A 23,145-nucleotide genomic window follows, 5' to 3' on the forward strand; every position below is an offset into this window, starting at 1 on the left:
ATGGCCGAGACCACGCCGCTTTACGACACCTACCTGCGCGCTCCGCTGCGGTTCGAGCGAGGCGAGGGCGTCTGGCTGGTTACCGAAAACGGCGAGCGCTATCTCGATTTCGCAGCCGGCGTGGCAGTCAATTCGCTGGGTCATGCCCATCCTCATCTGGTCGCCGAATTGAAGGCGCAGGCCGACAAGGTCTGGCACCTGTCCAACCTCTATGAAGTACCGGGCCAGGAAAAGCTGTCGAAGCGTCTGACGGAAGTGACATTCGCCGACAAGGTGTTCTTCACCAATTCGGGCGCGGAGGCGCTGGAATGTGCCATCAAGACGGCGCGGCGCTATCAGTTTGCCAAGGGGCATCCCGAAAAGTTCCATATCATCACCTTCGAAGGCGCCTTCCACGGCCGCACCATCGCGACGATCGCCGCCGGTGGCCAGGAGAAGTATATCGAAGGCTTCGGTCCGAAGGCGCCGGGTTTCGATCAGGTGCCGTTCGGCGATCTCGATGCCGTGCGTGCCGCCATTACGGATGCGACGGCTGGAATCCTCATTGAACCAGTTCAGGGCGAGGGCGGCATTCGTCCCGCGACCAACGAGTTCCTGCGCGGACTGCGTGAGATCTGCGATGAGCACGGCCTGCTTTTGATCCTCGACGAAGTACAGTGTGGCGTCGGCCGCACGGGCAAGCTCTTCGCCTACGAATGGGCCGGGATCAAGCCGGATATCATGGCGGTCGCCAAGGGCATCGGCGGCGGTTTCCCGCTCGGCGCCTGCCTTGCGACGGCGGAAGCCGCCTCAGGCATGAAGGCGGGAACGCACGGCTCGACCTATGGCGGCAATCCGCTCGCCATGGCGGTCGGCAATGCCGTTCTCGACATCGTGCTTGCCGAAGGCTTCCTGCAGCATGTGCGCGATGTCGCCCTGGTGTTCCGCCAGGGGCTCGCCTCGCTCAAGGACCGCTTTCCCGATATCATCGAGGACGTTCGCGGTGAAGGCCTGATGCTCGGCATCAAGGCGGCCATTCCGCAGGGAGAGCTGCTGCAGGCAATCCGTGCCGAGCATCTGCTCGGCGTTCCGGCCGGCGACAACGTCATCCGCCTGCTGCCGCCGCTGGTCGTTACAGCCGAAGAAGCACGCGAAGGTCTTGCTCGCCTGGAGCGAGCCGCCGAGCGTGCGCGCGCTGCCCGCACGAAAAAATCGGCTTGAGTTCAACGCCCGTAGATGGGGCGATTACTGCGCCGCGCGTCGAGGCGACGCGCAAGGGCGCAGTAACATTTAGGAATCGCATAAGCTTTCCATAAATCGATGCCGATTTAAGGGCTTATGCGTGCCCCACGCGGGCGTTATTGTTTTTTCTGGAGCACAGGTAAGGACATGGCTTCTCCGAAACACTTTCTCGATCTCTCTGCCGTCCCGGCTGCCGATCTGCGCAATATCATCGACGATGCGATCGTCCGAAAGAGCGCGCAGAAGGCTGGCACGGCCGACAAGCCGCTCGCCGGCAAGATGCTGGCGATGATCTTCGAGAAGCCGTCCACCCGTACCCGCGTTTCCTTCGATGTCGGCATGCGTCAGCTGGGCGGCGAGACGCTGTTCCTCTCCGGCACGGAAATGCAGCTTGGCCGCGCCGAAACGATAGGCGATACGGCGAAGGTGCTGTCGCGCTATGTCGACGCGATCATGATCCGCACGACCGATCATTCCCGCCTGCTGGAGCTCGCTGAACATGCGACCGTTCCGGTCATCAATGCGCTGACCGACGATACGCATCCCTGCCAGATCATGGCTGATATCATGACCTTCGAAGAGCATCGCGGCCCCATCAAGGGCAAGACGCTCGCCTGGACGGGCGACGGCAACAACGTGCTGCATTCGCTGATCGAAGGTGCGGCACGCTTCGGCTATCGCATGAATATGGCGGTACCCCTTGGTTCCGAGCCGAAGGATCACTATCTGAACTGGGCCCGCAACGAGGGCGCCGAAATCATGCTCTCGCATGATGCAGACCGTGCGGTCGCCGGCGCCGATTGCGTGGTAACCGATACCTGGGTTTCCATGAATCAGGAGCACCGGGCACGCGGTCACAACGTCTTCCAGCCCTATCAGGTCAACAAGGCTTTGATGGCACAGGCCGGCAAAGACGCTTTGTTCATGCATTGCCTGCCCGCCCATCGCGGGGAGGAAGTGACGGACGAGGTGATCGATGGCCCGCAATCCGTTGTCTTCGATGAGGCGGAAAACCGCCTTCATGCGCAAAAGTCGATTCTTGCTTGGTGCCTGGGCGCGATCTGAAGATATCAAGCCGCGTCTCAAGGGCGCGGGCCCTAGAGCCGGATGGTCCTAGGTCGAAGCGACCTAGGACCTGAATCCGGTCTAGAATCAAAGAATAGAGCATGACGGCGCCCGAAAACCGCTCTCACTTTTCGGCGTCATGCTGCAGGAGTAAGCTAATGGCAGAAAATGCCGCCTCGCTGGGTCAGTTCGATTTCGCCGGTGACGATCACGTTGTCCCCTTCCAGGTGGAAGGTCTGGATGTGCGCGGCCGTGCCGTGCAACTTGGTCCGCTGCTGGACGCCATTCTCGCCCGGCACGACTATCCGGCGCCGGTCGCGCGGCTGCTCGCCGAAGCCATCGTCCTGACCGTCCTGCTCGGCACGTCGCTGAAATTCGAAGGCAAGTTCACCGTGCAGACCAAGGGCGACGGTCCCGTCGACCTTCTGGTCGCCGATTTCTCAACGCCGGAAAACGTTCGGGCCTACGCGCGTTTCGACGAAGAGGCGCTGGCCAAGGCAGTTGCGGAAGGCAGAACCGAGCCTGAGCAGCTGCTAGGCAAGGGCGTGCTCGCCTTCACCATCGATCAGGGCCGCTTCAGCCAGCCTTATCAGGGCATTGTCGCGCTTGATGGCGCCTCGCTGGAGGAGATTGCCGGCACCTACTTCCGCCAGTCTGAACAGATCCCGACACGCGTGCGCCTGGGTGCCGCCGAACTCTTCGATCGCGATAGCGACGGCAAGCCGCGTCACCGTTGGCGCGCCGGCGGCCTGATTGCGCAGTTTCTGCCCGAAGCGCCTGAGCGCATGCGCCAGCCGGACCTGCATGGCGGTGATGGCGATACCGGCATGCGCGACCACGTCGAGGACGATGCCTGGGCGGAAGCGCGCAGCCTGGTGGAAACCATCGATGCCGACGAGTTGACGGATCCGCAGGTCGGCACCGAACGGCTCCTCTATCGCCTCTTCCACGAGCGCGGCGTGCGCGTTTACGAGCCGAAGGCGGTTTTCGATCGCTGTTCGTGCTCGCGTGATAAGCTGAAGGGTGTGCTAAAGGGCTTCACGGCCGAAGAGATCGAGGCAAGCCAGGACAATGGCGAAATCGCCGTGACCTGCGAGTTCTGCTCGACGACCTATCGTTTCGAAGTGTCGGAAATAGAAGCAGCTTGACGCTGCACGTGGAGCGGCTCAGTTCAGCGTGCGCAGCAGGTTTGGCGTATCGAGGGAGAAGGCGGGGATCTTGACATGAAATTGCTCCCCGTCGTCCGTTTCCATCTGGTAATGGCCGAACATCATGCCTGACGGCGTGTCCAGCGGGCAGCCCGAAGAATATTCATAGGTATCGCCGGGCTTCAGGTGCGGCTGCTCGCCGACCACGCCGGGTCCCGTCACCTCATCCACGATGCCGTTCATGTCGGTAATGTGCCAATAGCGCGTCACCAGCTTGACGGCTTTCTTCGAATGGTTGGAGATGACGATGCGATATCCCCAGACATAACGATCGTCGTCCGGATCGGATTGCTCCTCCAGATAAAACGGCTCTACCACCACCTCGATGTCGCGTGTGAGGGCGCGATACATGCTCGATACCTTGCCACTGCGCTGAAACGTCCGGCGCTCTTTCAAGCGGGGTGAACGTTCCAATATTTTCCTTTTCGCGGCATCTTATCCGCTTTCCACTGCTCCCGCAAAGTGCAGGATATCTAGCGGTATCCTATAACCTATTCCTTCCGTCAAGGAACGGCGTGATGAAAACTTGCGTGAACAGCCAATGCCTGCCGCAATTTAGCTATTACGGCTAATGATGAAGGTTAACGGAGCGCTCCCAAAAGTATCTCGATCTGCTTGCCATTTGATCTTACCCGCCTTAGTGCCGCCAGCCCCGTTTCCAACGTGCAAAAACGCTTGCCGCAATTTCAGGTGCACTTGCAGGTCGGTCATCATATCTGTGCTTCCTGCAATCAAAATCTCCAGATCATATAATTCCTTGTCCGGTCTTATGTTCCGCTCGAAGAGAGCCGCGATTTTCTGTCGCAAAAATTTCGGCTATCATGTGATTCTGGCAATGCCCATGCCTCCCCCCTCCATTTGGGAAAGTATATTTCATGCGGGGCCGTCGATATCCAAACCGACTGTTTGAGCGCCTGGCATAAGGAGGGGTTGCGGTCACTGCTCGCAATAGGAGGTTTATATGAGGCTTTCTGCCCCTGTTTATCATTTGAAGCGTAAGGCGAGGCTCCTGTCCCGTCAGCAGAATATCCCCTTGCATGCCGCGCTCGATCGCATCGCGATCGGCGAAGGTTTTGGAGGCTGGAGTTTGCTTGCAAGCAAAACGAACACAGCCGTGTCCGCCAGTGAACTGTATTCACGTTTAAGCCCTGGCGATCTGGTGCTGATCGGCGCGCGGTGCGGTCACGGCAAGACCCTGATGAGCTTGCGGCTCGCCATCGAAGCCATGAAGGCTGGCAATCGCGGTGCCTTTTTCACGCTGGAAGACACCGAGAAAGTGGTTCTGGACCGTTTTCCGATGATCGGTGCCGATCATGCGGAATTTGCATCGCTATTCGAATTCGATAATTCGGATGCCATCAGCGCCAACTATATCGTCGGGAAGCTGGCCGAGGCGCCGCGCGGCACATTGGCGGTCGTCGATTTTCTGCAGCTGCTCGATCAGAAGCGGGAAAAACCGGAGCTGATGATCCAGGTTCAGATGTTGAAGGCGTTTGCGCGCGCCAGAGGCGTGATCGTCGTCTTTGTCTCGCAGATCGATCGCTCCTACGATCCGGCGCTGAAACCCTTGCCCGATCTTTCGGATGTTCGCTTGCCGAACCCGCTGGATCTCAAATTGTTCAACAAGATGGTCTGCCTGAACAACGGCCTGGTCGAATTCAAGGCCGCCAGCTGACCAGCTGACCCATGTCTTGCGAGATCGCCCGATGAGGGCAGGTTGGGCCGCCCAGATTTTCTCTGGGCGGCCCGATTGCAATCAGGCGGAAATCTGCTCGAGCGCGCGAGCGAAATCCTCGACCAGATCGGCGCTGTCCTCGATGCCGGCGGAGAAGCGCACGGTACCCGGCGAAATGCCGAGTTCGGCGCGGGCTTCGTCGGTGAGGTTCTTGTGCGTCGTGGTGGCCGGATGGGTGATCAGGCTCTTCGAGTCGCCGAGATTGTTGGAAATCTTCACGATCTCCAGCGCGTTCTGCAGTTTGAAGGCTGCTTCCTTGCCGCCCTTCAGTTCGAAGGCGACGAGGGTCGAGCCGCCGCTCATCTGCTTGGCGATGATATCGGCTTGCGGATGGTCCTTGCGGCCGGGATAGATCACGCGGGCGACCTTGTTCGTCTGCTCGGCCAGAAAGTCGGCAACCTTGGAGGCGTTCGCCGTCTGCTGCGCAACGCGCAGCGGCAGCGTCTCGATGCCCTTCAGCAGCGTCCAGGCGGTGAAGGGAGACATGGCCGGGCCGGTATGGCGGAAATAGTCCTGCAGGTTCTCGTCGATCCACTGCTTGTCAGAGAGGATGACGCCACCGAGAGAACGGCCCTGGCCGTCGATATGCTTGGTGGCGGAATAGACGACGATATGGGCGCCGAGTTCCAAAGGCTTCTGGAAAAGCGGCGTCGCGAAGACGTTGTCGACCACGACCTTTGCGCCGATCTGATTGGCAAGCTTGGCGACGGCGGCAATATCGACCACTTCCAGCGTCGGATTGGTCGGGCTTTCGAGGAAGAAGAGCTTGGTGTTCGGGCGGATGGCCTTTTCCCAGTTCTCGGTGAAGCGGCCGTCGACCAGCGTGCATTCGATGCCGTATTTCGGCGCGAGCGTCTCGACCACCCAGCGGCAGGAGCCGAAGAGGGCGCGGGCAGCGACGATATGATCGCCGGCCTTCAGCTGGCAAAGGATGGCGGCGGAGACGGCGGCCATACCGGACGCGGTGGCGCGAGCATCTTCGGCGCCTTCCAGCGCGCACATGCGCTTCTCGAACATGTCGTTGGTGGGGCTGCCGTAGCGGGCATAGATGAAACCATCCGTCTCGCCCTTGAAGCGGGCTTCCGCCGCTTCCGAGGTGTCGTAGACGAAGCCCTGGGTCAGATAGATTGCTTCGGAGGTCTCGCCGAATTGCGAACGGAGCGTTCCGCCGTGAACGAGCTGGGTTGCGGGGCGCCAAGTCTTGCTCATGCCATCACCACTTTCAAAACAAAAAAACCGGTCGCAAAAGCAGACCGGTTCAACCCCGGTCTTTTTAGCCATTTGTTTAACGTGGCTGCAAGCCGACCGGCCAAATCACCACGGGATAAGTTGCAATACTGCCGTTGACGGCTTGCGTCAATTCCCCGAGTTTGGTTTTGTCTGCGGCAAATTATGGATGAGGCATGATGGCTCGCAATACTGGAATCTTGGCCGATCGCGCCATCGCGGCGTTGTTTGAAACGGGGCGGCTGACGAGCGAGAGAGAACTGGACGTCGATCAGATCCAGCCGGCAAGCCTTGACTTGCGGCTCGGTTCGCATGCCTTCCGTGTCCGCGCCAGCTTCATGCCCGGCCCGTCGCATCTGGTCGCCGACAAGCTGGACCGGCTGAAGCTGCATGTTGTCGATCTCTCCGAAGGCGCGGTGCTGGAAACCGGCTGCGTCTATATCGTGCCGCTGATGGAGCGCCTCGACCTGCCTGAGGACATGTCGGCCTCCGCCAATCCGAAGAGCTCGACCGGCCGTCTCGATATCTTTACCCGCGTCATCACCGACCGGGCGCAGGAATTCGACAAGATCCCGGCCGGCTATTCCGGGCCGCTCTATCTCGAAATCAGCCCGCGCACCTTCCCGATCGTCGTTCGCCGCGGCTCGCGCCTGTCGCAGATCCGCTTCCGCGTCGGCCAGGCCCTGCTCACCGAGCCGGAACTGCTGGCGCTGCACGAAACCGAGACGCTGGTCGCCAGCAAGAAGCCGAATATCACCGGTGGCGGCATCGCGCTGTCGATCGATCTTGCCGGTGATAAGGAAGGGCTGATCGGCTATCGCGGCAAGCACCACACGGCCGTCGTCGATGTCGACAAGAAGGCCCAGCACGATATTTTCGATTTCTGGGAACCGCTCTACAGTCGTGGCCGGACCGAGCTGATACTCGACCCCGATGAATTCTACATCCTCGTCTCGCGCGAGGCGGTGCATGTTCCCCCGCATTTCGCCGCCGAAATGACGCCCTTCGATCCGCTGGTCGGCGAATTCCGCGTCCATTATGCCGGCTTCTTCGATCCCGGCTTCGGCCATGCCCCGGCCGGCGGCCGCGGCAGCCGCGCCGTGCTGGAAGTGCGCAGCCACGAAGTGCCCTTCATCCTCGAAGACGGCCAGATCGTCGGCCGCCTGATCTACGAACACATGCTGGAACAGCCGAGCAGCCTCTACGGCTCCGGCCTCGGCTCGAATTACCAGGCACAGGGCCTGAAGCTATCGAAACACTTCCGGCTCTAATCGATAGCCGACCGGCCTTGACACAGGCCGGCAACTGTTGGACATCTCAGGGTGTCAGGCGGGTGTAGCTCAATGGTAGAGCAGCAGCTTCCCAAGCTGAATACGAGGGTTCGATTCCCTTCACCCGCTCCAGTTCCTAATTGTCAGGTCAAAAACGGCCTCTCGTTTTCAGCGCCTCCACCAGCGCCTCACCGAAGATTTCGATCGGACGCGCAAGCCGCCCCGCCGGCGGGCGATGTATCATCCAGTTGACGACTTTCGGGTTGAAATCAGGCGCCTCGACGATCTCGATGGCATCGCGCCATCGGCTGTCAGCCAGTGCGGCAGGTGTCAGCACGCCGATGCCGAGGCCGCGGGCGACCAGCGACATTCTGAGATCGGCGCTCATCGCCTCGATGGCGACGTCGAAGGGCAGCCGCTCGGCTTCGAAGCGGTGATGAATGAAGGCGCGGAAGCCGCAGCCGCTCTGGTTCATGATCCATGGAAAGCGGGAGAGTTCTTCAAGCCGCGGCGCCTTGGGAACGCCAAGCGATGGCGCGGCGACGAGGATGACGCTGTGGATCCCGAGCACATCGCCGACGACATTGTCAGGCGGGTCGACGCCCTCCGCCAGGCAGACGGTGGCCGCATCCAGCTGGCTATGCGCCACCTGCTCGATGAGTTGCGGCGACCAGCCCGAGACGATGCGCAGCGTCAGTTGCGGAAATACGTTGCGGAGCTGATCGAGCGGGGCCGCGAGTGCGGCCTCCGAGAGATAGGGCATGATGCCGAGGCGGAATTCGCCGCCGATCGCCCCGCTCGGAGAAACGCCGGCCTTGAGATCGTCGAGCGAACGCAGGACGCGCCGTCCATGCTCGTAGGCTTCGCGTCCCGCCGCAGTCGGCTTGAGGGGTTTCGACTGCCGGTCGAGCAGCGCGATGCCGAGGCTGTCTTCCAGGTTCTGGATGCGCCGGGTGATGCCCGGTTGCGTCAGGTTGATACGCGCCGAGGCGGCAATGATCGAGCCCGTTTCCACCACGGCGACGAAAGCTTCCAGATCATGAATGTTCATGACGATCTCGCATAATCATTATTATTTCATTTCAATTGCTGCATTATGCGGCATAAGGATAAACATGGCTATCTTTATTATCAAAAATTATTGGAGAGCCTATGTCTCAGAATCCCGAACGTGTAATGAGCGAGGCGGCGGACGACGTATCCGAGGCTGTCGCCGCTCCCTCGACATTGCTGTTTGCGGTCGCCACCGGCGTCATCATCATCAATCTCTTTGCGCCGCAGACGCTGGTCGGCATCATCGGGCCGTCGCTCGGCTTTTCCGAACGCGGTGCGGGTCTCGTGGCCATGGCGTCGCTGCTCGGTTATGCCGCCGGCCTGTTTTTCCTGGTGCCGCTGGCCGATTTGATGGAAAACCGCCAGTTGGTGCTGCGCATGCTTTTATCGGCCTTGATCATGGCCGTTGCTGCCGCCTTTGCGCCGACGGGTTGGAGCCTTCTGATCTTCCTCTTCCTGCTGGGTGCGGCCTGTTCGGCCATCCAGATCCTTGTGCCGATCGCCGCTGCCATGGCGCCACCCGAGCATCGTGGCCAGGTGATCGGCAATGTCATGAGCGGCGTGATGGTCGGCATATTGGTATCCCGCCCTCTGGCGAGCCTGATTGCCGATTTCTGGGGCTGGAGGAGCTTCTATGCCATGAGTGCCGCGACGCTTGCGCTTCTGGCGGCCGTGCTGGCCCTGCGTCTGCCCGAACGGCGGCCTTTGGTCAGCGCCAGCTATGGAGCCCTGATCGGCTCGCTCTTCCAGTTGCTGCGGGAAGAGCCCGTGCTGCGTCTGCGTGCCTTCACCGCGGCCCTGATGATGGCGAGCTTCAGCCTCTTCTGGACTTCCGTTGCCCTTCGCCTGGCACAGCCGCCATTCTCCCTTGGCCAGTCCGGCATCGCTTTCTTCGCGTTGGTCGGGGCGGGCGGTGCGGCTGCTACCTCCGCCTTTGGCCGCATGGGCGACCGCGGCTGGACGCGGACGGCGACGCTTGTCGCGCATCTGATCGTGCTTGCCGCCATTGCCTTGGCTGCCTGGGTCGGCGAGATAAGGTCCGGTAGCTCCGTGGCCTTGCTGATCCTTCTGGGCGCGAGCGCGGTGATGCTCGATGTCGGTGTGACCGGTGACCAGACCCTGGGACGTCGCGCCGTCAACCTTTTGAAGCCGGAGGCACGAGGGCGCATCAATGGCCTCTTCGTCGGCATCTTCTTCCTCGGCGGCGCGCTGGGTTCGGCGCTTGCCGGCACCGCGTGGGATTTCGGTGGCTGGATCGCCGTCTGCGCGGCGGCGGCTTGCTTCGGGCTGATTGCCTTGATCACCGGCCTTGCCGCGCGTGTATGAATTATGCAGTGAGGGGCAGCTTTTGCGGTCCCGCCTCGGCATCGCCATGGTTATGCCTTAGCCCTTCAGGTGAGCGTCAGACGGATATGGCAGAAGGCGCCCCTGTTAGGAGCGTCTGAATGCGTGGCATTGCATGGTTTTACAGGTTGAGGGCGATCTTTCGGAGCGGTGTGCTCAAGATCGCCCATAGTACGAAAGTTCCGCTCGGCACCAGGATCATATGGAAGCGCGGCGATGTTCGTATTGGCGATCGGGTGCATTTCCGCAAGGGTGTCGTCATCGATGCGCAAGAAGGCAGCATCGAAATTGGCAACCATGTTTCCTTCAACGATTACACCATTTTGCTGGGCCGCGGCGGCATCGTCATCGGCAACGACGTGCGCATTGCCGCGCATGCGATGATCGTGTCCTTCGATCATAATTTCGATGATGTTTCGCAGCCCATCCGCCTTCAGGGCGTGACGAAGAAACCGATCATCATCGAAGACGATGTCTGGATCGGGGCGGGAGCCAAGATTCTCGGCGGCGCCCACGTCGCCAAGGGATGCGTCATCGGCGCCAATGCCGTCGTCAAGGGAAAGACGAAGCCCTACGGCATCTATGTCGGAGCTCCGGCGAGACTGCTGAAGCGGCGCGGAGAGACCGGCAGCCGCGGATCCGGAAGGGTCGAAATGCTCGCCCACGCGAAAAAGTAGTCGCACGCGCTGCCGCACTCCTCGTCAGGCGCGATATTCCCCCTGCGGCATGACTCTGCTACATCGTATCGGTGAATCAGGAATGTGCAGCCACGACCGGAGGCGGGATCAAGACCATGCGTGTTTGCCTTTCGTCGCCGATCTCCGTGGCCCGGGTCATCGCGCATGCGGCATTGATCGCCGTATCCTGCGCGCTGCCGCTTTCCGCCCAGGAGACGAAGCCGTCGAACCTGCCGATCCTGTTCGATGCGCGCGAGCGCCTGCCGAAACCCGATCTGTCTTCGCTGGTCAGGCTCCGCTTCCTGACTTCGACCGATTTTCCGCCCTTCAATTTTCTCGATCAGAACGGCAAGCTTACGGGCTTCCATGTCGAGCTCGCCCGCAAGATCTGCGACGAGCTCGACATAGCAGACAAGTGCCAGATCCAGGCCTTGCCCTTTGGCGAGCTTCAGGGTGCCCTTGCGGCTTCGCAGGGCGATGCCGTGATTGCGGGCGTGGCAGTGACGCCCGAGCTGCGCAAGAGCTTCGCCTTCTCGCGCCCTTTCATGACGCTGCCGGCCCGCTTCGTGCGCAATCTCAAGGCGTCGGTCAGTGGCACCACGGCCGCATCGCTTTCCGGCCATTCGGTCGGCGTCGTCAGGGGCACTGTGCACGAGGCTATGCTGACCGCCTTCTTCCCTGCGATCAAGCCGGTGCCGTTCGATGATAAGGATGCGCTGCTGACTGCCGTCAAGGACGGCAAGGTCGATGCCGCCTTTGCCGATGGTCTGCAGCTCTCCTTCTGGGTCTCGTCGCCGGCCGCGGAAAAATGCTGCGCTCTGTTCGATGGTCCCTATCTGTCGCAGCAGTTCCTCGGAGAGGGCATGACCATCATGCTGCGCCAGCAGGATGCCGATCTGACGGCCGCAATCAACCATGCCCTTGCCATGCTCTCACGCGACGGCAGGCTGCAGGAAATCTATCTGCGCTATTTCCCTTACGGTCTTTACTGATCAGCGCAGGTCCAGGAAAAATGCGCGGCGATTTTCCGTCCGGAATGTATCAGGCAGGAAAATGCTTCAAGCTTTGCGATAGCGGGCGATGGCGCTGCGCTCGATGGCGGCGCAGGTCAGCTTATCTAGGCCGAAGCGGTCGCGAAGCAGGCTGAGCAGGCGCAATTCCTCGGCCTTGACCGACAGGTCGGCCGAAGCGACTTCGACGGCAAGCGCATACGCCGTATCGTAAAGGCGCGCGGGCAGCGTGTCGCGCACGGTTTCGAGCACGATATCCAGGCCCTCATTGTTGGAAAGCAGCTTGGCGCAATCGCGCGAGACGGAAATCAGCTTTTCGTCGTCAAACCCCTTGAAGACCGGCAGGGCGTGAATGAGCTCGCCAATGCGGCTGAGTTCCCGGTCGTTCATCGTGCGGTCGACGGCCGAGGCCAGCACCATGACGTAGATGAGGGCCTCGTGAGCGGAAAGCGGCTTGTTCATGACAGGCGAAGTCCTTCGAATTTGGCAGACTGAAAAGTCGCGCGGTCTCATGGCAAAAGTTACTGCATAATTCCTTAAATCGGAATCGATTTACGGATTAATTATGCAGCGGAAGCAAGGCGTCAGATCGGATTGAGCGGATCTTCCTTGGCCGGCGGCGGCGCAAGCGTCGATTTCCCGTTCTTGCGCGGATCGTCTCCGTACATGCCGCGCTTCTTCTGCTTGGCTTCGTCGACAAGGGACGCTAGCGGCGATCCCGGTTCCGGATCGGCCCAGCCGAAGCGGACGAGCCAGGCGCTCAGATCGACGCGGACATAGCGGCACTCGCCCTTGACCATGCCCTTCCAGGCGGGGTCCGGCACATCGCAATTGACGGAGCGGCCGCGCAGATACATGCGGAATGCCGTGCGCGCGGCTTGACCGCAGGGCCAGCTGTCGCCGCTCGGGCCGGTGCACATTCTGCCGATGTCGGTCGGAATGATCCCGCTCAGCTGCACGCTCCTGCCGCCAAGGGTCAATATGCCCGCCTGATCGGCGAAGGGATGGACAAGCTCGATCGTTGTCGTCTGCCCCAGTGGCCTGGATGCCGGATCGAGCGAAGTCTGTTGCGACTCGAGCTTGGGCTGGGCTTGCTGCAGCGGCTGTAGCGGAAGCGTCCGGTGTGCGGCTGCCGCCGCTTCCCTATCGATCTGGTCGGCCGGGATTCGGTTGTCCGGGGTGGGATCGGCTGTGGCTGCCTCCGTAGAAGCGGCGTCGGCCTTGTTCGAAGTGGCGCTCGCCGGTTCCGGTTTCCGGGCGGCGGCTATATCCTTCGCAACGTCACTGGCCGGCGTTTTCGCGGCATCGTCCGTTGCCGGGGCCGGCGACGCTGCGGCCGCAATCGCCGGTAATTCCAGACCGCTGTCTGAGACCGTGACTGGCGGAATCGTCTTCTCGTGGGTGGAACTGGCCACCTGCACGGCCGGCTGGCTGTCTGGTTGCGATTTGCCCGACGCTGCATCGTCCTGCTTTGTCGTTTCGATGGCTTTTGCGTCGGCCCTGGCGGTCTCGGTCGGTGTGGTCGCGGCGGACTTGTTCTCGGCCGTCGTGTCGCTAGCGCCTCGGCCGGGCAGGGTAAAGCTGCGTTCCCCGATTTGAACCGCGACGAGGGTCAACCAGGAACCGACGACAGCGCCTGCCACGCCAACAAGCCAGATCTTACGACGCATAACGAGAAAACTTTCCTATTGGCTAGCCCATATGATTCGGGCGATCCATTCCACATCCGCGAGATCGAAACTGCGGTTGGGGTGTTCGGGATTGAGCGACAAGAGTTCTATCGACTTTGCGCTCTGCCGCAGCAGGACCTTGGCCATGACTTCACCTTCGCGGGTCTTCACAACGACACGGTCATTTTTTCGGATCTGAGCGCCCGGCTCGACGATCAGAATATCCCCGTCACGATAGAGCGGCAACATGCTTTCGCCCTGGACCTCGAGCGCATAGACGCCGGCCCTTTGCCCGGCCGCAACGGGAAATTCCACCATGTCCCAGCCCTGACCGGCGGGAAAGCCGCCGTCGGCGAAGAAGCCGCCGGCGCCCGCCTGGGCAAAGCCGATCAGGGGAATGGCGTTCCCAGCCGGCGAAATTCCGCGCATCGCCATAGTGCCAGCCGGTTCGCCCGGCCGGATGAAGCTCAGAAACTGCTCCAGGCTGGCGCCCGTCGCATCCAGGATCTTGGCGATCGATTCCGTCGATGGCCAGCGCAGGCGCCCGTCCTGGCTCAATCGCTTCGATTTGTTGAAGGAGGTGGCGTCCAGGCCGGCACGGCGAGCGAGGCCGGAGGGCGTCAAGGCATGCCGCTCGGCAAGCCGGTCGATCGCACCCCATATCTGCTCGTGTGACAGCATCGCCGCTCAGCATCCGCGCACCGGTTCGCCCGGCGCTCAATTCGTCAAAAAGGTTAACCGAGGCATTTTGGCGAGTAAAGGCCGGCATAGGAATACGGTCCTTTATCCCCTTGCTTTCGCCGCGTGGCTTTTCACCACTCACGTCTTTTGCGGCTGCGGCTTGGCGTCCGGTTGCTCGTTCTGGAATTCCTTCGCCATGCCCATGAAACCGTGCATGAATTTCTGCATGATGCCGAGGGTGCGGTCGACTTCGGCATCGCTTGGCAGGCTGGATTCCTTGTTCGAGGCGACGGTCTTTTCCAGTTTCGTCACGCGATCGGCGAGGCGGTCGAGCTCGTCGTCATAGGCAGCGCGCTCATCGGCGGCCATGCGGCAGACGAGGTTGCCGCCCTGATCCTGGCAAATGGACATGGCGCCCGTCTGCTTGTCGAGGCGGATGAAATGATCGCCGCTGCGCTCCAGCTGGAAGCGCGTTGCGTCCAGTTCGGCCGATAGAACCGGTGTGGAGAGAAGAAAAGCGGCAGGCAGAAGCATGGCCGCAAGGCCGATTTTCAATTCCTTCGTCATGTCATCCTCCGGATTTTCTGCGTTAAACCCCAAATCCATCACGGAAACCGTGGACATCAGCTGATGTTTTCGTGCAAAGCCCTATCAGCACAGCTTTACAGAGGGATGATGATCGCCATGCCAGTGGTTTACAAGATCGTGCCGGATGCGCTCTGGCAGCAAGCCAGACAAACCGGTGTTTTTCATGGCGCGGCGATCGATCTGACCGATGGCTACATTCATTTCTCCACCGCGAAGCAAGCAAGAGAGACGGCCGTGCGCCATTTCGCCGGACAGACCGGCTTGCTGCTGGTGGCGGTGGACGGCGACGCGCTCGGCGACAAGCTGGCGTTCGAACCCTCGCGCGGCGGCGATCTCTTCCCGCATCTCTACGCGCCGCTGCCGCTTTCGGCCGTGCTCTGGGAAAAGCCGCTGCCGATTGGCGACGATGGCGCTCACCTCTTTCCGGAGATGGCGGAATGATCGGCGCCTTTCGCGACCTCGGCCGGCGCGGCCTGTTCCTGTTCGATCCGGAAACTGCGCATGGCATGTCGATAGCGGCGCTGAAGTCGGGGCTGGTGCCATCCTGTAGCGTCAAAGCCGATCCCCGCCTGCGTCAGACCGTGGCTGGGCTCGATTTCACCAACCCGATCGGCATGGCCGCCGGCTACGACAAGAATGCCGAAGTGCCGGAGGCATTGCTGAAACTCGGTTTCGGCTTTACCGAGATCGGCACCGTGACGCCGAAGGCGCAGTCGGGCAACCCACGTCCGCGCATCTTCCGCCTGGTCGAAGACGAAGGCGTCATCAACCGCCTCGGCTTCAACAATGAGGGCCATGAAGCGGCGTTCCAGCGCCTCAAGGCGATCCGCCGCAACGGCATCATCGGCGTCAACATCGGTGCCAACAAGGATAGCGCCGACCGTATCGCCGATTATGTTGCCGGCATCCGCTGCTTCTGTTCCGTCGCGCGCTATTTCACCGCCAATATCTCCTCGCCGAATACGCCGGGTCTCCGCGACCTGCAGGCGCGCGAAAGCCTGTCCGCCCTGTTGTCGGCCGTGCTTGCCGCGCGCGACGAGGAAGCGGCGAAGGCCGGCAAGCGCATTCCCGTCTTCCTCAAGATCGCTCCGGATCTCACCGAAGAGGGTATGGACGATATCGCCGCCGAAGCCTTGTCCCATGCGCTTGATGGCCTGATCGTCTCCAACACCACGCTATCGCGCGACGGATTGAAGGATCAGCGGCAGGCCAAGGAGGCAGGCGGCCTTTCCGGCAAACCGGTCTTCGAAAAATCGACCGTGGTACTCGCCAAGATGCGCCGCCGTGTGGGTGCCGCGCTGCCGATCATCGGCGTCGGCGGCGTTTCCTCGGCGGAGACCGCATTGGAGAAGATCAAGGCCGGGGCCGATCTCGTGCAGCTCTATTCCTGCATGGTCTATGAAGGCCCGGGATTACCGGGCCGCATCGTGGCGGATCTCTCGAAGTTGCTCGATCGCGAGCGCGCCGGCTCGATCCGCGACCTGCGCGACGCCAGGCTGGATTACTGGGCGAACCGGAACGTCTGATCCGCCCGCTTCTTCAGTCCCATGGCCAGGAAGATGCCGCGAAACAGCAGGAAGGCGTTCATGGCCATCCACAGGCCGTGATTGCCAAGCGTCGGCACGAAGACGGCGAGTGCTATGAGATAGCCGCCGAACGACAGCAGCATCTTGTTGCGCATCTCTCGCGACCATGTGGCACCGATGAAGACCCCATCCATCAGGAAGGCGAGCGCCCCGGTCAAGCCGGTGATCGCAGCCCAAGGCAGATAGGTTCCGGCAGCAGTGCGGACCTCCTCCGAGGTGGTCAGCAGGCGGATCAGTGCCGGTCCGACGGTGACGAAGAAGATGGCGGCGGCAAGCGCCAGCCCGAAGGACCAGAGCCCGGTCAGCTTCAGCCCGCGCTCGAAGGCTGGACGGTAGTTGGCGCCGATCGAGCGTCCGGTGATCTGCTCGGCTGCGTTCGCGAGCCCGTCGAGATAATAGCCCGACAGCAGAAAGAAGTTCATCAGCACCGCATTGGCTGCCAGCATGACGGCGCCGAAGCTGTTGCCGATACGCGTCATCAGCGTGAAGGCGGCAATCAGCACGAAGGTGCGGATCAGGATATCGCGGTTGAGCGCGAAAAGCTGCGTGAGCTTTGTACGCGAGAGCAGCTCCGCGCGCGGCGGGCGTTCCTCGCCGGCAAAGCTGCGCAGCACGATGAAAAGCCCGAGCAGCATGCCGCTCGCCTCGCCGATCAGGGTACCCCAGGCCACACCCGCCACACCCCAGCCCAGATAGAGCCCGAGCAGGATGGCGAGCATGATGTTGACGCCGTTGATGACGGTCTGCAGCAAGAGCCCTACGCGGCCCTGGCCGCGGCCGAGCACGAAACCGAGCAGCGCGTAATTGGCAAGCGCCGCCGGTCCCGACAGCATGCGGATGGAGAAATAGGTGCGCGTCGCATCGGCAATGCCGCCTTGCGGCCCCATCAGCTTGATGCCGAGCCAGAGCAGCAGCGGCGAAAGAATGACGATCAGGATGCCGCAGCCGAGCGCTGAGATCAGGGCACGCCAGAAGACAGCCTGCTGCTCGTGCCGGTCGTGGCGCCCATAGGCCTGAGCGGTGAGGCCCGTCGTGGAAGCGCGCAGGAAGTTGAAGCTGGCAAAGAGGAGGTCGAACAGCACTGCGCCGATGGCGAGCCCCGCCAATGCATCCGGCTGTCCGAGATGGCCGACGACAGCCGTGTCGACGAGACCGAGCAGTGGCGTCGTCATGAAGCCCAGCGTCATCGGAATAGCGATCGACAGCACCAGCCGATGCGTTACGTCGAAGGGCAGGACCCTTACGCTCCTCTGCTGAATATCCATGTCGCCTTACGCCTCATCAGTTCGAGGACAGCACCATGGACCAATAGGGCCTGTCACCGGAAGAGGGAGCATAGGCAAGAGCGACGCCAAGGCCGTCATATTTGCCGAGCATGTTGTGCAAATGCTTCGGCGAATTGATCCAGGCCGTCACCGCGGCGCTCACGTCGCGCTGGCCCTCGGCAATGTTCTCGGCCGCCGGCAGCTTGACGCCGCTTGCCTTGACGCGCTTGCCGAAATCGTCGCCGATGCCGATCAGGTGCTCCATCTTGCCGGCATTGGCCATGCGCCGCGCCTGATAGACGGCGGCGGTGCTAGCGGCGGTATCGATCTTCAACGGCGGCAGGCCATTCTTGGCGCGCAGCGCATTGACGAGCGGCAAGGCAGAGGCGGTTTCGTCGCTGGCCGGAATATTGGAAACGCGGGCTGGCGGCGTGGCGCAGCTTGCGACGGATGCGGTGAGCGCAAGAGCGGCGAGGCGCAGCGCATCGCGGCGCGTGCAGGTCAGTGTCTGGGAGGTCATGTCAGCGGCGGTAGTTGAACAAACGAAGTATGATGAAGATGGGAATGACGATGGATGCGCCGAGCAGCACATAATCGCCGAATTCGCCAAGCGCGGCAAAGCCGCTGTGCCAGAGATCGAGCAGGAAGCGGCGGACGCCATAGAGGAAATCGAGCGGTCGCCAGCCGAAGAACTTCATCACGAAGCCGACGACAAGCGACACGATGATGAGCTTCACCAGCGTGCGGCCGGGCGAGTCCCCAAGGAATCTGTTCACCTGATCGGACATGCAGACGTCTCCATGATGGCAGTCGGTGGTGCCTGAGATAGGGCCGGGGCCTGCGACTCGCAAGCACTTTTGCCAGGCGCGCGCCTCAAACAAGCCTCTGCCTGAAATAGGACTTGAGTTTTTTTGTGGCCGCGTTCAAAGGCGAGCGTCTAACAGGATGAAACCGATGCTGCCGAGCCAGCTTTCCTCCGGCGATGTCATTGCCGACCGCCGTGCCGACTATGCGAAGATGCTTGCCGAGAGCGGCGAGCCGGCGAGTGCCGCCGAGCTGATGGAGCAGGCGCTGGAGCTGGTGCCGCGCTGGGCGGCGGGCTGGTTCACGCTTGCGACCTATCGTGAGAAGGCCGGCGATGCATCCGGTGCCATCGCAGCGCTGAAGGAGGTGCTGGTGCTTGATGAGGGCGACGTCTTCGGCGCGCGCCTGAAGCTTGCGGTTCTCGGCGGCGCCGAGGTGCCCGGCCGGCCGCCGAGCCTCTATGTCGAGCGGCTGTTCGATGACTATGCCGATCGCTTCGAAACCTCGCTGGTCGAGAAGCTCGGCTATAGCGTGCCCGGCAAGCTGGCGGAGTTGATTGCCGGAACGGCCGATATCTCGAAACATTTCCGTCTCGCCGTCGATCTCGGCTGCGGCACGGGCCTGCTCGGGCCGGAAATCCGCGCCCGCGTCGATCGGCTGGAAGGCTACGATCTGTCGAACGGCATGCTCGCCAAAGCAGCGGAAAAGCATGTCTACAATCATCTTGGCCAGGCCGATCTGTCGCTGGAGCCGGATCTGTCAGGCGTTTTCGATGCCGAGTTTGAAGCCGGCCGCGCCGATCTGATCACCGCTGCCGATGTGCTGATGTATCTCGGCAATCTGCAAGGCGTGATGGCGATCGTCCGCAGGCTCGCGGCCGATGGCGCCGTCTTCGCCTTTTCGGTCGAGGATGCGGAGCAGCCGGACGGCTATGTGCTGCGCGATTCCCTGCGGTTTGCCCATTCGGAAGCCTATGTCAGGCAGATTTTGGCCGCTCACGGCTTTACGGTGCTGGATCTCGTCCGCAGCGTCATTCGCATGGATGGCGGAAAACCGGTCCACGGCATTCTGTTCATTACTCGGAAATCGGCCTGATGATTTCGAATCTTGCGAATTTGAAATAGGTCAGCATTGCTTACGTATTTTCGCTTGATTGTCGCCTGAGATTTCAGCAAAAAAGCCTTGAAACCCAGGGGAAATCACATGGCAAACGCAAAGAGCGCATTTGGTATCTGGAATACGTCCGCGACCCGGCATTCGTGGATCGAGGATGTTCAGGGCATCATCTCCGGCAGCCTGATTTCCTCGCTCGGGCTGTTCTGCCTTTCAAGCGCCGGCCTTCTGACCGGCAGCACCGCCGGCATCGCTTTCCTGCTGCATTACGCGATCGGCGTGAATTTCGGCCTGGCCTTCTTTGTGGTCAATCTGCCGTTCTTCTATCTGTCTCTGAAGCAGCTCGGCCCGGTCTTCACCGTCAAGACCTTCATCGCCATCGCGCTGACCTCGCTGCTGACCAACCTGCAGCCGCTGCTTTTCGATGTCGCGCATATCAACGCGCTCTGGTCGGCGGTGCTCGGCGGCATTCTGCTCGGCTTCGGGCTGCTCGCGCTCTATCGCCATCGGGCAAGCCTCGGCGGCGTCGGGATTCTGGGGATTTACCTGCAGGAACGTTTCGGCATCAGGGCAGGGCTGGTGCAGCTTGCGATCGACCTATGCGTGCTCGCAGTCGCTTTTGCGGTGACCACGCCCTTTGTGGTCATCTGCTCGGTGATCGGCGCAATCGCGCTCAACCTCTTCGTCGCGATCAATCATCGCTCGGATCGCTATATAGCGCTGTAAAGCTGAAGCCTATTGCTTGCGGGTCTCGTCGGATTCGACGATCGCGGCTTCGTGATACCAGCTGTCGAATGCGGCCGTCGCAATAGACGGGCCGATATCCGGAGTGAGGTTCACCTTCGGACGCTGGCTGAGCGCCGTGGGGCGTGCCGTGACGGGAAACTGATAGATCTTTGCTGTTTCGTGCCGAGTACCGATTGCCATTCGTTGTCTCTCCCTTTTTGGTGTTCAAGCGGGCGCGCTTCAAGAGACAGCTCATATATAGCAAAGCCGAAGGCAAATATCACCATTCCGCTTAAAAAAAATGCTAAATGATGAAATTATAGGCAATTAGAAGATGAGGCGGTGAATGCCGTTTCTTTGATCTGCCGATTTTACAATCCGTTTAGGGGGCGGGCCGAGCCTGCGACATTTTGGCAGCTCGAATGGAGCCACGGCGGTGATTTGAAAAGAATCCGATGTTTGGTAGCGGGAAATCTTGCCCGAATATGGCTGAATCATAAAAAACTCGCCTGACGAGCCGGGTGTCGATGCGATCTGGCACGGCACATGCATCTCTCTTGGCAGCCGTTCGTAGTGAGGAATTTTCCGGCGGGCGCGCCGGGCAAGTTTTTCCTACTTCGCCTGATTAACTGTTATGAGGTGCGTAATGACGAAATATAAGCTCGAGTACATCTGGCTCGACGGGTACACCCCGGTACCGAACCTGCGCGGTAAAACGCAGATCAAGGAATTCGACGCATTTCCGACGCTCGAGCAGCTTCCGCTTTGGGGCTTCGATGGTTCGTCGACGATGCAGGCCGAAGGCCGCAGCTCTGATTGCGTGCTGAAGCCCGTCGCTATCTATCCGGACCCGGCCCGTACGAACGGCGCTCTCGTCATGTGCGAAGTCATGATGCCCGATGGCGTCACACCGCACGAGTCCAACAGCCGCGCGACCATCCTCGACGATGAAGACGCATGGTTCGGTTTCGAGCAGGAATACTTCTTCTACAAGGACGGCCGTCCGCTCGGCTTCCCGGAATCCGGCTACCCGGCTCCGCAGGGTCCCTACTACACCGGCGTCGGCTACAAGAACGTCGGCGATGTCGCCCGCGAAATCGTTGAAGAACACCTCGACCTCTGCCTCGAAGCCGGCATCAACCACGAAGGCATCAACGCCGAAGTGGCCAAGGGTCAGTGGGAATTCCAGATTTTCGGCAAGGGCTCCAAGAAGGCAGCCGACCAGATCTGGATGGCACGCTACCTGCTGCTGCGTCTGTGCGAAAAGTATGGCATCGACATCGAGTTCCACTGCAAGCCGCTCGGCGATACCGACTGGAACGGTTCGGGCATGCATTGCAACTTCTCGACCAAGTTCATGCGCGAAGTCGGCGGCAAGGCCTATTTCGAAGCGCTGATGGCTCAGTTCGACAAGAACCTCGAAGCCCACATCGCTGTCTACGGCCCGGACAACCACATGCGTCTGACCGGCAAGCACGAGACGGCACCGTGGAACAAGTTCTCCTACGGCGTTGCCGACCGTGGCGCCTCGATCCGCGTTCCGCACTCGTTCATCAAGAACGACTACAAGGGCTACCTCGAAGATCGTCGCCCGAACTCGCAAGGCGACCCCTACCAGATCGCTTCGCAGGTCCTGAAGACCATCTCGGAAGTTCCGACGGCTGGCTTCGGCTCGGTCGCTGCCTGATAGGTTTCATGCTTGGCTTGCCAAGCATGGGACAACCAATAATGACGCGGGGCTTCGGCTCCGCGTTTTTCGTTTTGGGGTTATCAAATGGCAGTCACCGCCCAGCGTCTCGTGGGCCCCACTGCCAACCCCATACACGGTCATCCTCGGGCTTGACCCGAGGATGACGGACTGTGCGGGAGGTCAGGCGGACACCACGCTCAGAAAAACCAGACTCAAGCAGCCTTGCTGGCCGCATCCACCGGATGCTGCGAGCGGAAGCCGACGGCGAGGCGGTTCCAGATGTTGATCGTGCCGATCGCCACCGTGATCTTGACGATCTCTTCTTCGCTGAAATGCTGCTTCAGCGGTTCGAAATCGGCATCCGGAATGCCGGTCTGGGCGATCTTGGTGACGGAATCGACCCAGCGGAGCAGGGCACGCTCGCGGTCGTCATAAACAGGCGATTCCCACCAGACGCACATCAGGTTGATCCACTGTTCGCTCAGGCCATCGTGGCGGGCTTCCTTCGAGTGCATGTCGACGCAATAGGCGCAGCCGTTGATCTGCGAAGCACGGAGCTTGATCAGGTGGATGAAGCGGCGCTCGAGGCCGCTGCTCTGGACGAAGTTTTCCAGCGCGACGACAGCCTTGTAGGAATCGGGGGAGGCTTTGGCGAAGTTGAAACGCGGATGCATGGGTCTTCTCCTTGGGTTTGAATTTGAGGTTCAGTTTTTGGTCCTGCGTTCATGCAGCTCAAGAAAGGCGCAGCCTCTCGCAGCGATGCCGCCGTCCGTATCCGTCTGCCTGAGGTCGGTCAGCACGTCGGCGATGCTCGTTTTGGCCAGCTCGGCCCTATAAACGCGCTCGGCCGCCAGCATGGCGGCGTTGATGCCACAGGGCTTGGCGAAGTAGCGCCCCTCCAGCGGGTTCGGGCCGCGCTGGCGGATTTCCGCGCAGCGGAAGGCTGGTGCGGGGCCTTCTGCCGCCAGCACGATATCGAGAAGGGTGATCTCCTCCGGCTTGCACGCCAGCCGATAGCCACCCTTCGGCCCCGGCACGGTATCGAGAATGCCGGCGCCCGAAAGCGCCTGCAGATGCTTCAGAAGATAGCTGACCGAAACGCCGTGAAATTCGGCAAGCGCCGCAGCCGAAAGCACGCCACCATCGGACAATCCCGCCAGCATGGCAACGCAATGGATGGATTGTTCGACGCCGTCTCCGAGCTTCATTTT

General features: G+C 61.1%; 26 protein-coding genes, 1 tRNA gene and 1 riboswitch. Of the genes, 14 read left to right on the plus strand and 13 right to left on the minus strand.

What is annotated here, in order from left to right:
• The 3 genes from FHT84_RS12290 (at position 1) to FHT84_RS12300 (ending at position 3,434) form a co-directional block, all read left to right on the plus strand.
• Positions 1 to 1,200: an aspartate aminotransferase family protein gene (locus FHT84_RS12290; RefSeq protein ID WP_113249771.1), complete on the plus strand. Its 1,200-nt coding sequence runs from the start codon at positions 1 to 3 to the stop codon at positions 1,198 to 1,200.
• Between the two features lie 168 nt (positions 1,201 to 1,368).
• A complete protein-coding gene (argF, locus tag FHT84_RS12295) occupies positions 1,369 to 2,286 on the plus strand; it encodes an ornithine carbamoyltransferase (RefSeq protein WP_069611241.1) in 918 nt (305 codons plus the stop codon).
• A 158-nt stretch (positions 2,287 to 2,444) separates the two neighbouring features.
• On the plus strand, positions 2,445 to 3,434 hold the full coding sequence (locus FHT84_RS12300) for an Hsp33 family molecular chaperone (RefSeq protein WP_113249770.1): 990 nt from the start codon (positions 2,445 to 2,447) through the stop codon (positions 3,432 to 3,434).
• 18 nt (positions 3,435 to 3,452) lie between these two features.
• Here FHT84_RS12300 and apaG read toward each other — a convergent pair whose 3' ends face one another.
• Positions 3,453 to 3,845, minus strand: coding sequence for a Co2+/Mg2+ efflux protein ApaG (gene apaG, locus FHT84_RS12305; RefSeq protein WP_069611387.1), 393 nt, complete (start codon positions 3,843 to 3,845; stop codon positions 3,453 to 3,455).
• Between the two features lie 610 nt (positions 3,846 to 4,455).
• Between apaG and FHT84_RS12310 the strand changes: the two genes are divergently transcribed.
• Positions 4,456 to 5,169 (plus strand): DNA helicase, encoded by a 714-nt coding sequence (locus FHT84_RS12310; RefSeq protein WP_183762596.1) that lies wholly within the window; start codon positions 4,456 to 4,458, stop codon positions 5,167 to 5,169.
• Between the two features lie 81 nt (positions 5,170 to 5,250).
• Here FHT84_RS12310 and FHT84_RS12315 read toward each other — a convergent pair whose 3' ends face one another.
• The gene (locus FHT84_RS12315; RefSeq protein WP_112343747.1) at positions 5,251 to 6,438 is read right to left on the minus strand and encodes an O-succinylhomoserine sulfhydrylase; all 1,188 of its coding nucleotides are present in this window, start codon (positions 6,436 to 6,438) and stop codon (positions 5,251 to 5,253) included.
• Between the two features lie 43 nt (positions 6,439 to 6,481).
• A riboswitch (SAM riboswitch) is annotated at positions 6,482 to 6,560 on the minus strand.
• Between the two features lie 72 nt (positions 6,561 to 6,632).
• Here FHT84_RS12315 and FHT84_RS12320 point away from each other — a divergent pair.
• Positions 6,633 to 7,727 (plus strand): 2'-deoxycytidine 5'-triphosphate deaminase, encoded by a 1,095-nt coding sequence (locus FHT84_RS12320; RefSeq protein WP_162709562.1) that lies wholly within the window; start codon positions 6,633 to 6,635, stop codon positions 7,725 to 7,727.
• Positions 7,728 to 7,785: 58 nt separating this feature from the next.
• Positions 7,786 to 7,859: transfer RNA gene (locus tag FHT84_RS12325), tRNA-Gly, on the plus strand.
• Between the two features lie 16 nt (positions 7,860 to 7,875).
• On the opposite strand, the gene FHT84_RS12330 is transcribed toward FHT84_RS12325, so the two are convergent.
• Complete coding sequence (locus FHT84_RS12330) at positions 7,876 to 8,778, minus strand: LysR family transcriptional regulator (RefSeq protein ID WP_183762599.1); 903 nt, start codon at positions 8,776 to 8,778, stop codon at positions 7,876 to 7,878.
• 101 nt (positions 8,779 to 8,879) lie between these two features.
• Here FHT84_RS12330 and FHT84_RS12335 point away from each other — a divergent pair, with 101 nt between their 5' ends.
• From FHT84_RS12335 to FHT84_RS12345, 3 genes are all read left to right on the plus strand, one after another.
• Positions 8,880 to 10,106: an MFS transporter gene (locus FHT84_RS12335; protein WP_183762602.1), complete on the plus strand. Its 1,227-nt coding sequence runs from the start codon at positions 8,880 to 8,882 to the stop codon at positions 10,104 to 10,106.
• A 119-nt stretch (positions 10,107 to 10,225) separates the two neighbouring features.
• The gene (locus FHT84_RS12340) at positions 10,226 to 10,801 is read left to right on the plus strand and encodes an acyltransferase (protein WP_112343750.1); all 576 of its coding nucleotides are present in this window, start codon (positions 10,226 to 10,228) and stop codon (positions 10,799 to 10,801) included.
• Positions 10,802 to 10,917: 116 nt separating this feature from the next.
• Positions 10,918 to 11,793 (plus strand): transporter substrate-binding domain-containing protein, encoded by an 876-nt coding sequence (locus FHT84_RS12345; protein WP_112343751.1) that lies wholly within the window; start codon positions 10,918 to 10,920, stop codon positions 11,791 to 11,793.
• A 66-nt stretch (positions 11,794 to 11,859) separates the two neighbouring features.
• Here FHT84_RS12345 and FHT84_RS12350 read toward each other — a convergent pair whose 3' ends face one another.
• The 4 genes from FHT84_RS12350 to FHT84_RS12365 all read right to left on the minus strand — a co-directional run bounded on the left by FHT84_RS12350 (position 11,860) and on the right by FHT84_RS12365 (position 14,729).
• Entirely contained in the window at positions 11,860 to 12,273 is a 414-nt protein-coding gene (locus FHT84_RS12350; protein WP_112343752.1) for a tellurite resistance TerB family protein, read from the minus strand.
• 122 nt (positions 12,274 to 12,395) lie between these two features.
• A complete protein-coding gene (locus FHT84_RS12355; RefSeq protein WP_183762605.1) occupies positions 12,396 to 13,481 on the minus strand; it encodes a thermonuclease family protein in 1,086 nt (361 codons plus the stop codon).
• Positions 13,482 to 13,496: 15 nt separating this feature from the next.
• Positions 13,497 to 14,162, minus strand: coding sequence for a helix-turn-helix transcriptional regulator (locus FHT84_RS12360; protein WP_113249476.1), 666 nt, complete (start codon positions 14,160 to 14,162; stop codon positions 13,497 to 13,499).
• Between the two features lie 138 nt (positions 14,163 to 14,300).
• Positions 14,301 to 14,729, minus strand: a complete 429-nt coding sequence (locus FHT84_RS12365) for an ELKS/Rab6-interacting/CAST family protein (protein ID WP_246698528.1) — start codon at positions 14,727 to 14,729, stop codon at positions 14,301 to 14,303.
• Positions 14,730 to 14,834: 105 nt separating this feature from the next.
• Here FHT84_RS12365 and FHT84_RS12370 point away from each other — a divergent pair, with 105 nt between their 5' ends.
• Both FHT84_RS12370 and FHT84_RS12375 read left to right on the plus strand, forming a co-directional pair.
• Positions 14,835 to 15,191 (plus strand): DUF952 domain-containing protein, encoded by a 357-nt coding sequence (locus tag FHT84_RS12370; protein ID WP_183762754.1) that lies wholly within the window; start codon positions 14,835 to 14,837, stop codon positions 15,189 to 15,191.
• Entirely contained in the window at positions 15,188 to 16,276 is a 1,089-nt protein-coding gene (locus tag FHT84_RS12375; RefSeq protein WP_183762607.1) for a quinone-dependent dihydroorotate dehydrogenase, read from the plus strand. Before FHT84_RS12370 ends, FHT84_RS12375 begins: the two co-directional genes overlap by 4 nt.
• Here the strand turns inward: FHT84_RS12375 and FHT84_RS12380 are convergent.
• Genes FHT84_RS12380 through FHT84_RS12390 form a run of 3 tightly spaced genes read right to left on the minus strand, consistent with a single transcriptional unit; the run spans position 16,252 to position 18,389 of the window.
• Entirely contained in the window at positions 16,252 to 17,601 is a 1,350-nt protein-coding gene (locus FHT84_RS12380) for an MATE family efflux transporter (RefSeq protein WP_183762610.1), read from the minus strand. The genes FHT84_RS12375 and FHT84_RS12380 overlap by 25 nt on opposite strands.
• A 16-nt stretch (positions 17,602 to 17,617) precedes the next feature.
• A complete protein-coding gene (locus tag FHT84_RS12385) occupies positions 17,618 to 18,121 on the minus strand; it encodes a CAP domain-containing protein (RefSeq protein WP_112343758.1) in 504 nt (167 codons plus the stop codon).
• 1 nt (position 18,122) lies between these two features.
• Positions 18,123 to 18,389 (minus strand): DUF6460 domain-containing protein, encoded by a 267-nt coding sequence (locus FHT84_RS12390; protein WP_112343759.1) that lies wholly within the window; start codon positions 18,387 to 18,389, stop codon positions 18,123 to 18,125.
• Positions 18,390 to 18,555: 166 nt separating this feature from the next.
• Between FHT84_RS12390 and FHT84_RS12395 the strand changes: the two genes are divergently transcribed.
• Positions 18,556 to 19,500, plus strand: coding sequence for a methyltransferase domain-containing protein (locus FHT84_RS12395; RefSeq protein WP_113249473.1), 945 nt, complete (start codon positions 18,556 to 18,558; stop codon positions 19,498 to 19,500).
• 108 nt (positions 19,501 to 19,608) lie between these two features.
• Positions 19,609 to 20,244, plus strand: a complete 636-nt coding sequence (locus FHT84_RS12400) for a YitT family protein (protein ID WP_183762612.1) — start codon at positions 19,609 to 19,611, stop codon at positions 20,242 to 20,244.
• A gap of 9 nt (positions 20,245 to 20,253) precedes the next feature.
• Here the strand turns inward: FHT84_RS12400 and FHT84_RS12405 are convergent, their stop codons facing one another.
• Positions 20,254 to 20,445, minus strand: coding sequence for a DUF2735 domain-containing protein (locus FHT84_RS12405; RefSeq protein ID WP_015338743.1), 192 nt, complete (start codon positions 20,443 to 20,445; stop codon positions 20,254 to 20,256).
• A 445-nt stretch (positions 20,446 to 20,890) separates the two neighbouring features.
• Between FHT84_RS12405 and FHT84_RS12410 the strand changes: the two genes are divergently transcribed.
• Positions 20,891 to 21,931, plus strand: a complete 1,041-nt coding sequence (locus FHT84_RS12410) for a glutamine synthetase beta-grasp domain-containing protein (RefSeq protein ID WP_095433900.1) — start codon at positions 20,891 to 20,893, stop codon at positions 21,929 to 21,931.
• A gap of 215 nt (positions 21,932 to 22,146) precedes the next feature.
• Here the strand turns inward: FHT84_RS12410 and FHT84_RS12415 are convergent, their stop codons facing one another.
• Both FHT84_RS12415 and FHT84_RS12420 read right to left on the minus strand, forming a co-directional pair.
• Complete coding sequence (locus FHT84_RS12415; protein WP_183762614.1) at positions 22,147 to 22,608, minus strand: carboxymuconolactone decarboxylase family protein; 462 nt, start codon at positions 22,606 to 22,608, stop codon at positions 22,147 to 22,149.
• 30 nt (positions 22,609 to 22,638) lie between these two features.
• Positions 22,639 to 23,142, minus strand: coding sequence for an Rrf2 family transcriptional regulator (locus FHT84_RS12420; protein WP_183762617.1), 504 nt, complete (start codon positions 23,140 to 23,142; stop codon positions 22,639 to 22,641).
• Positions 23,143 to 23,145: the final 3 nt, after the last annotated feature.

This window comes from Rhizobium sp. BK289, assembly GCF_014193575.1.
Taxonomy (GTDB): domain Bacteria; phylum Pseudomonadota; class Alphaproteobacteria; order Rhizobiales; family Rhizobiaceae; genus Rhizobium; species Rhizobium tropici_C.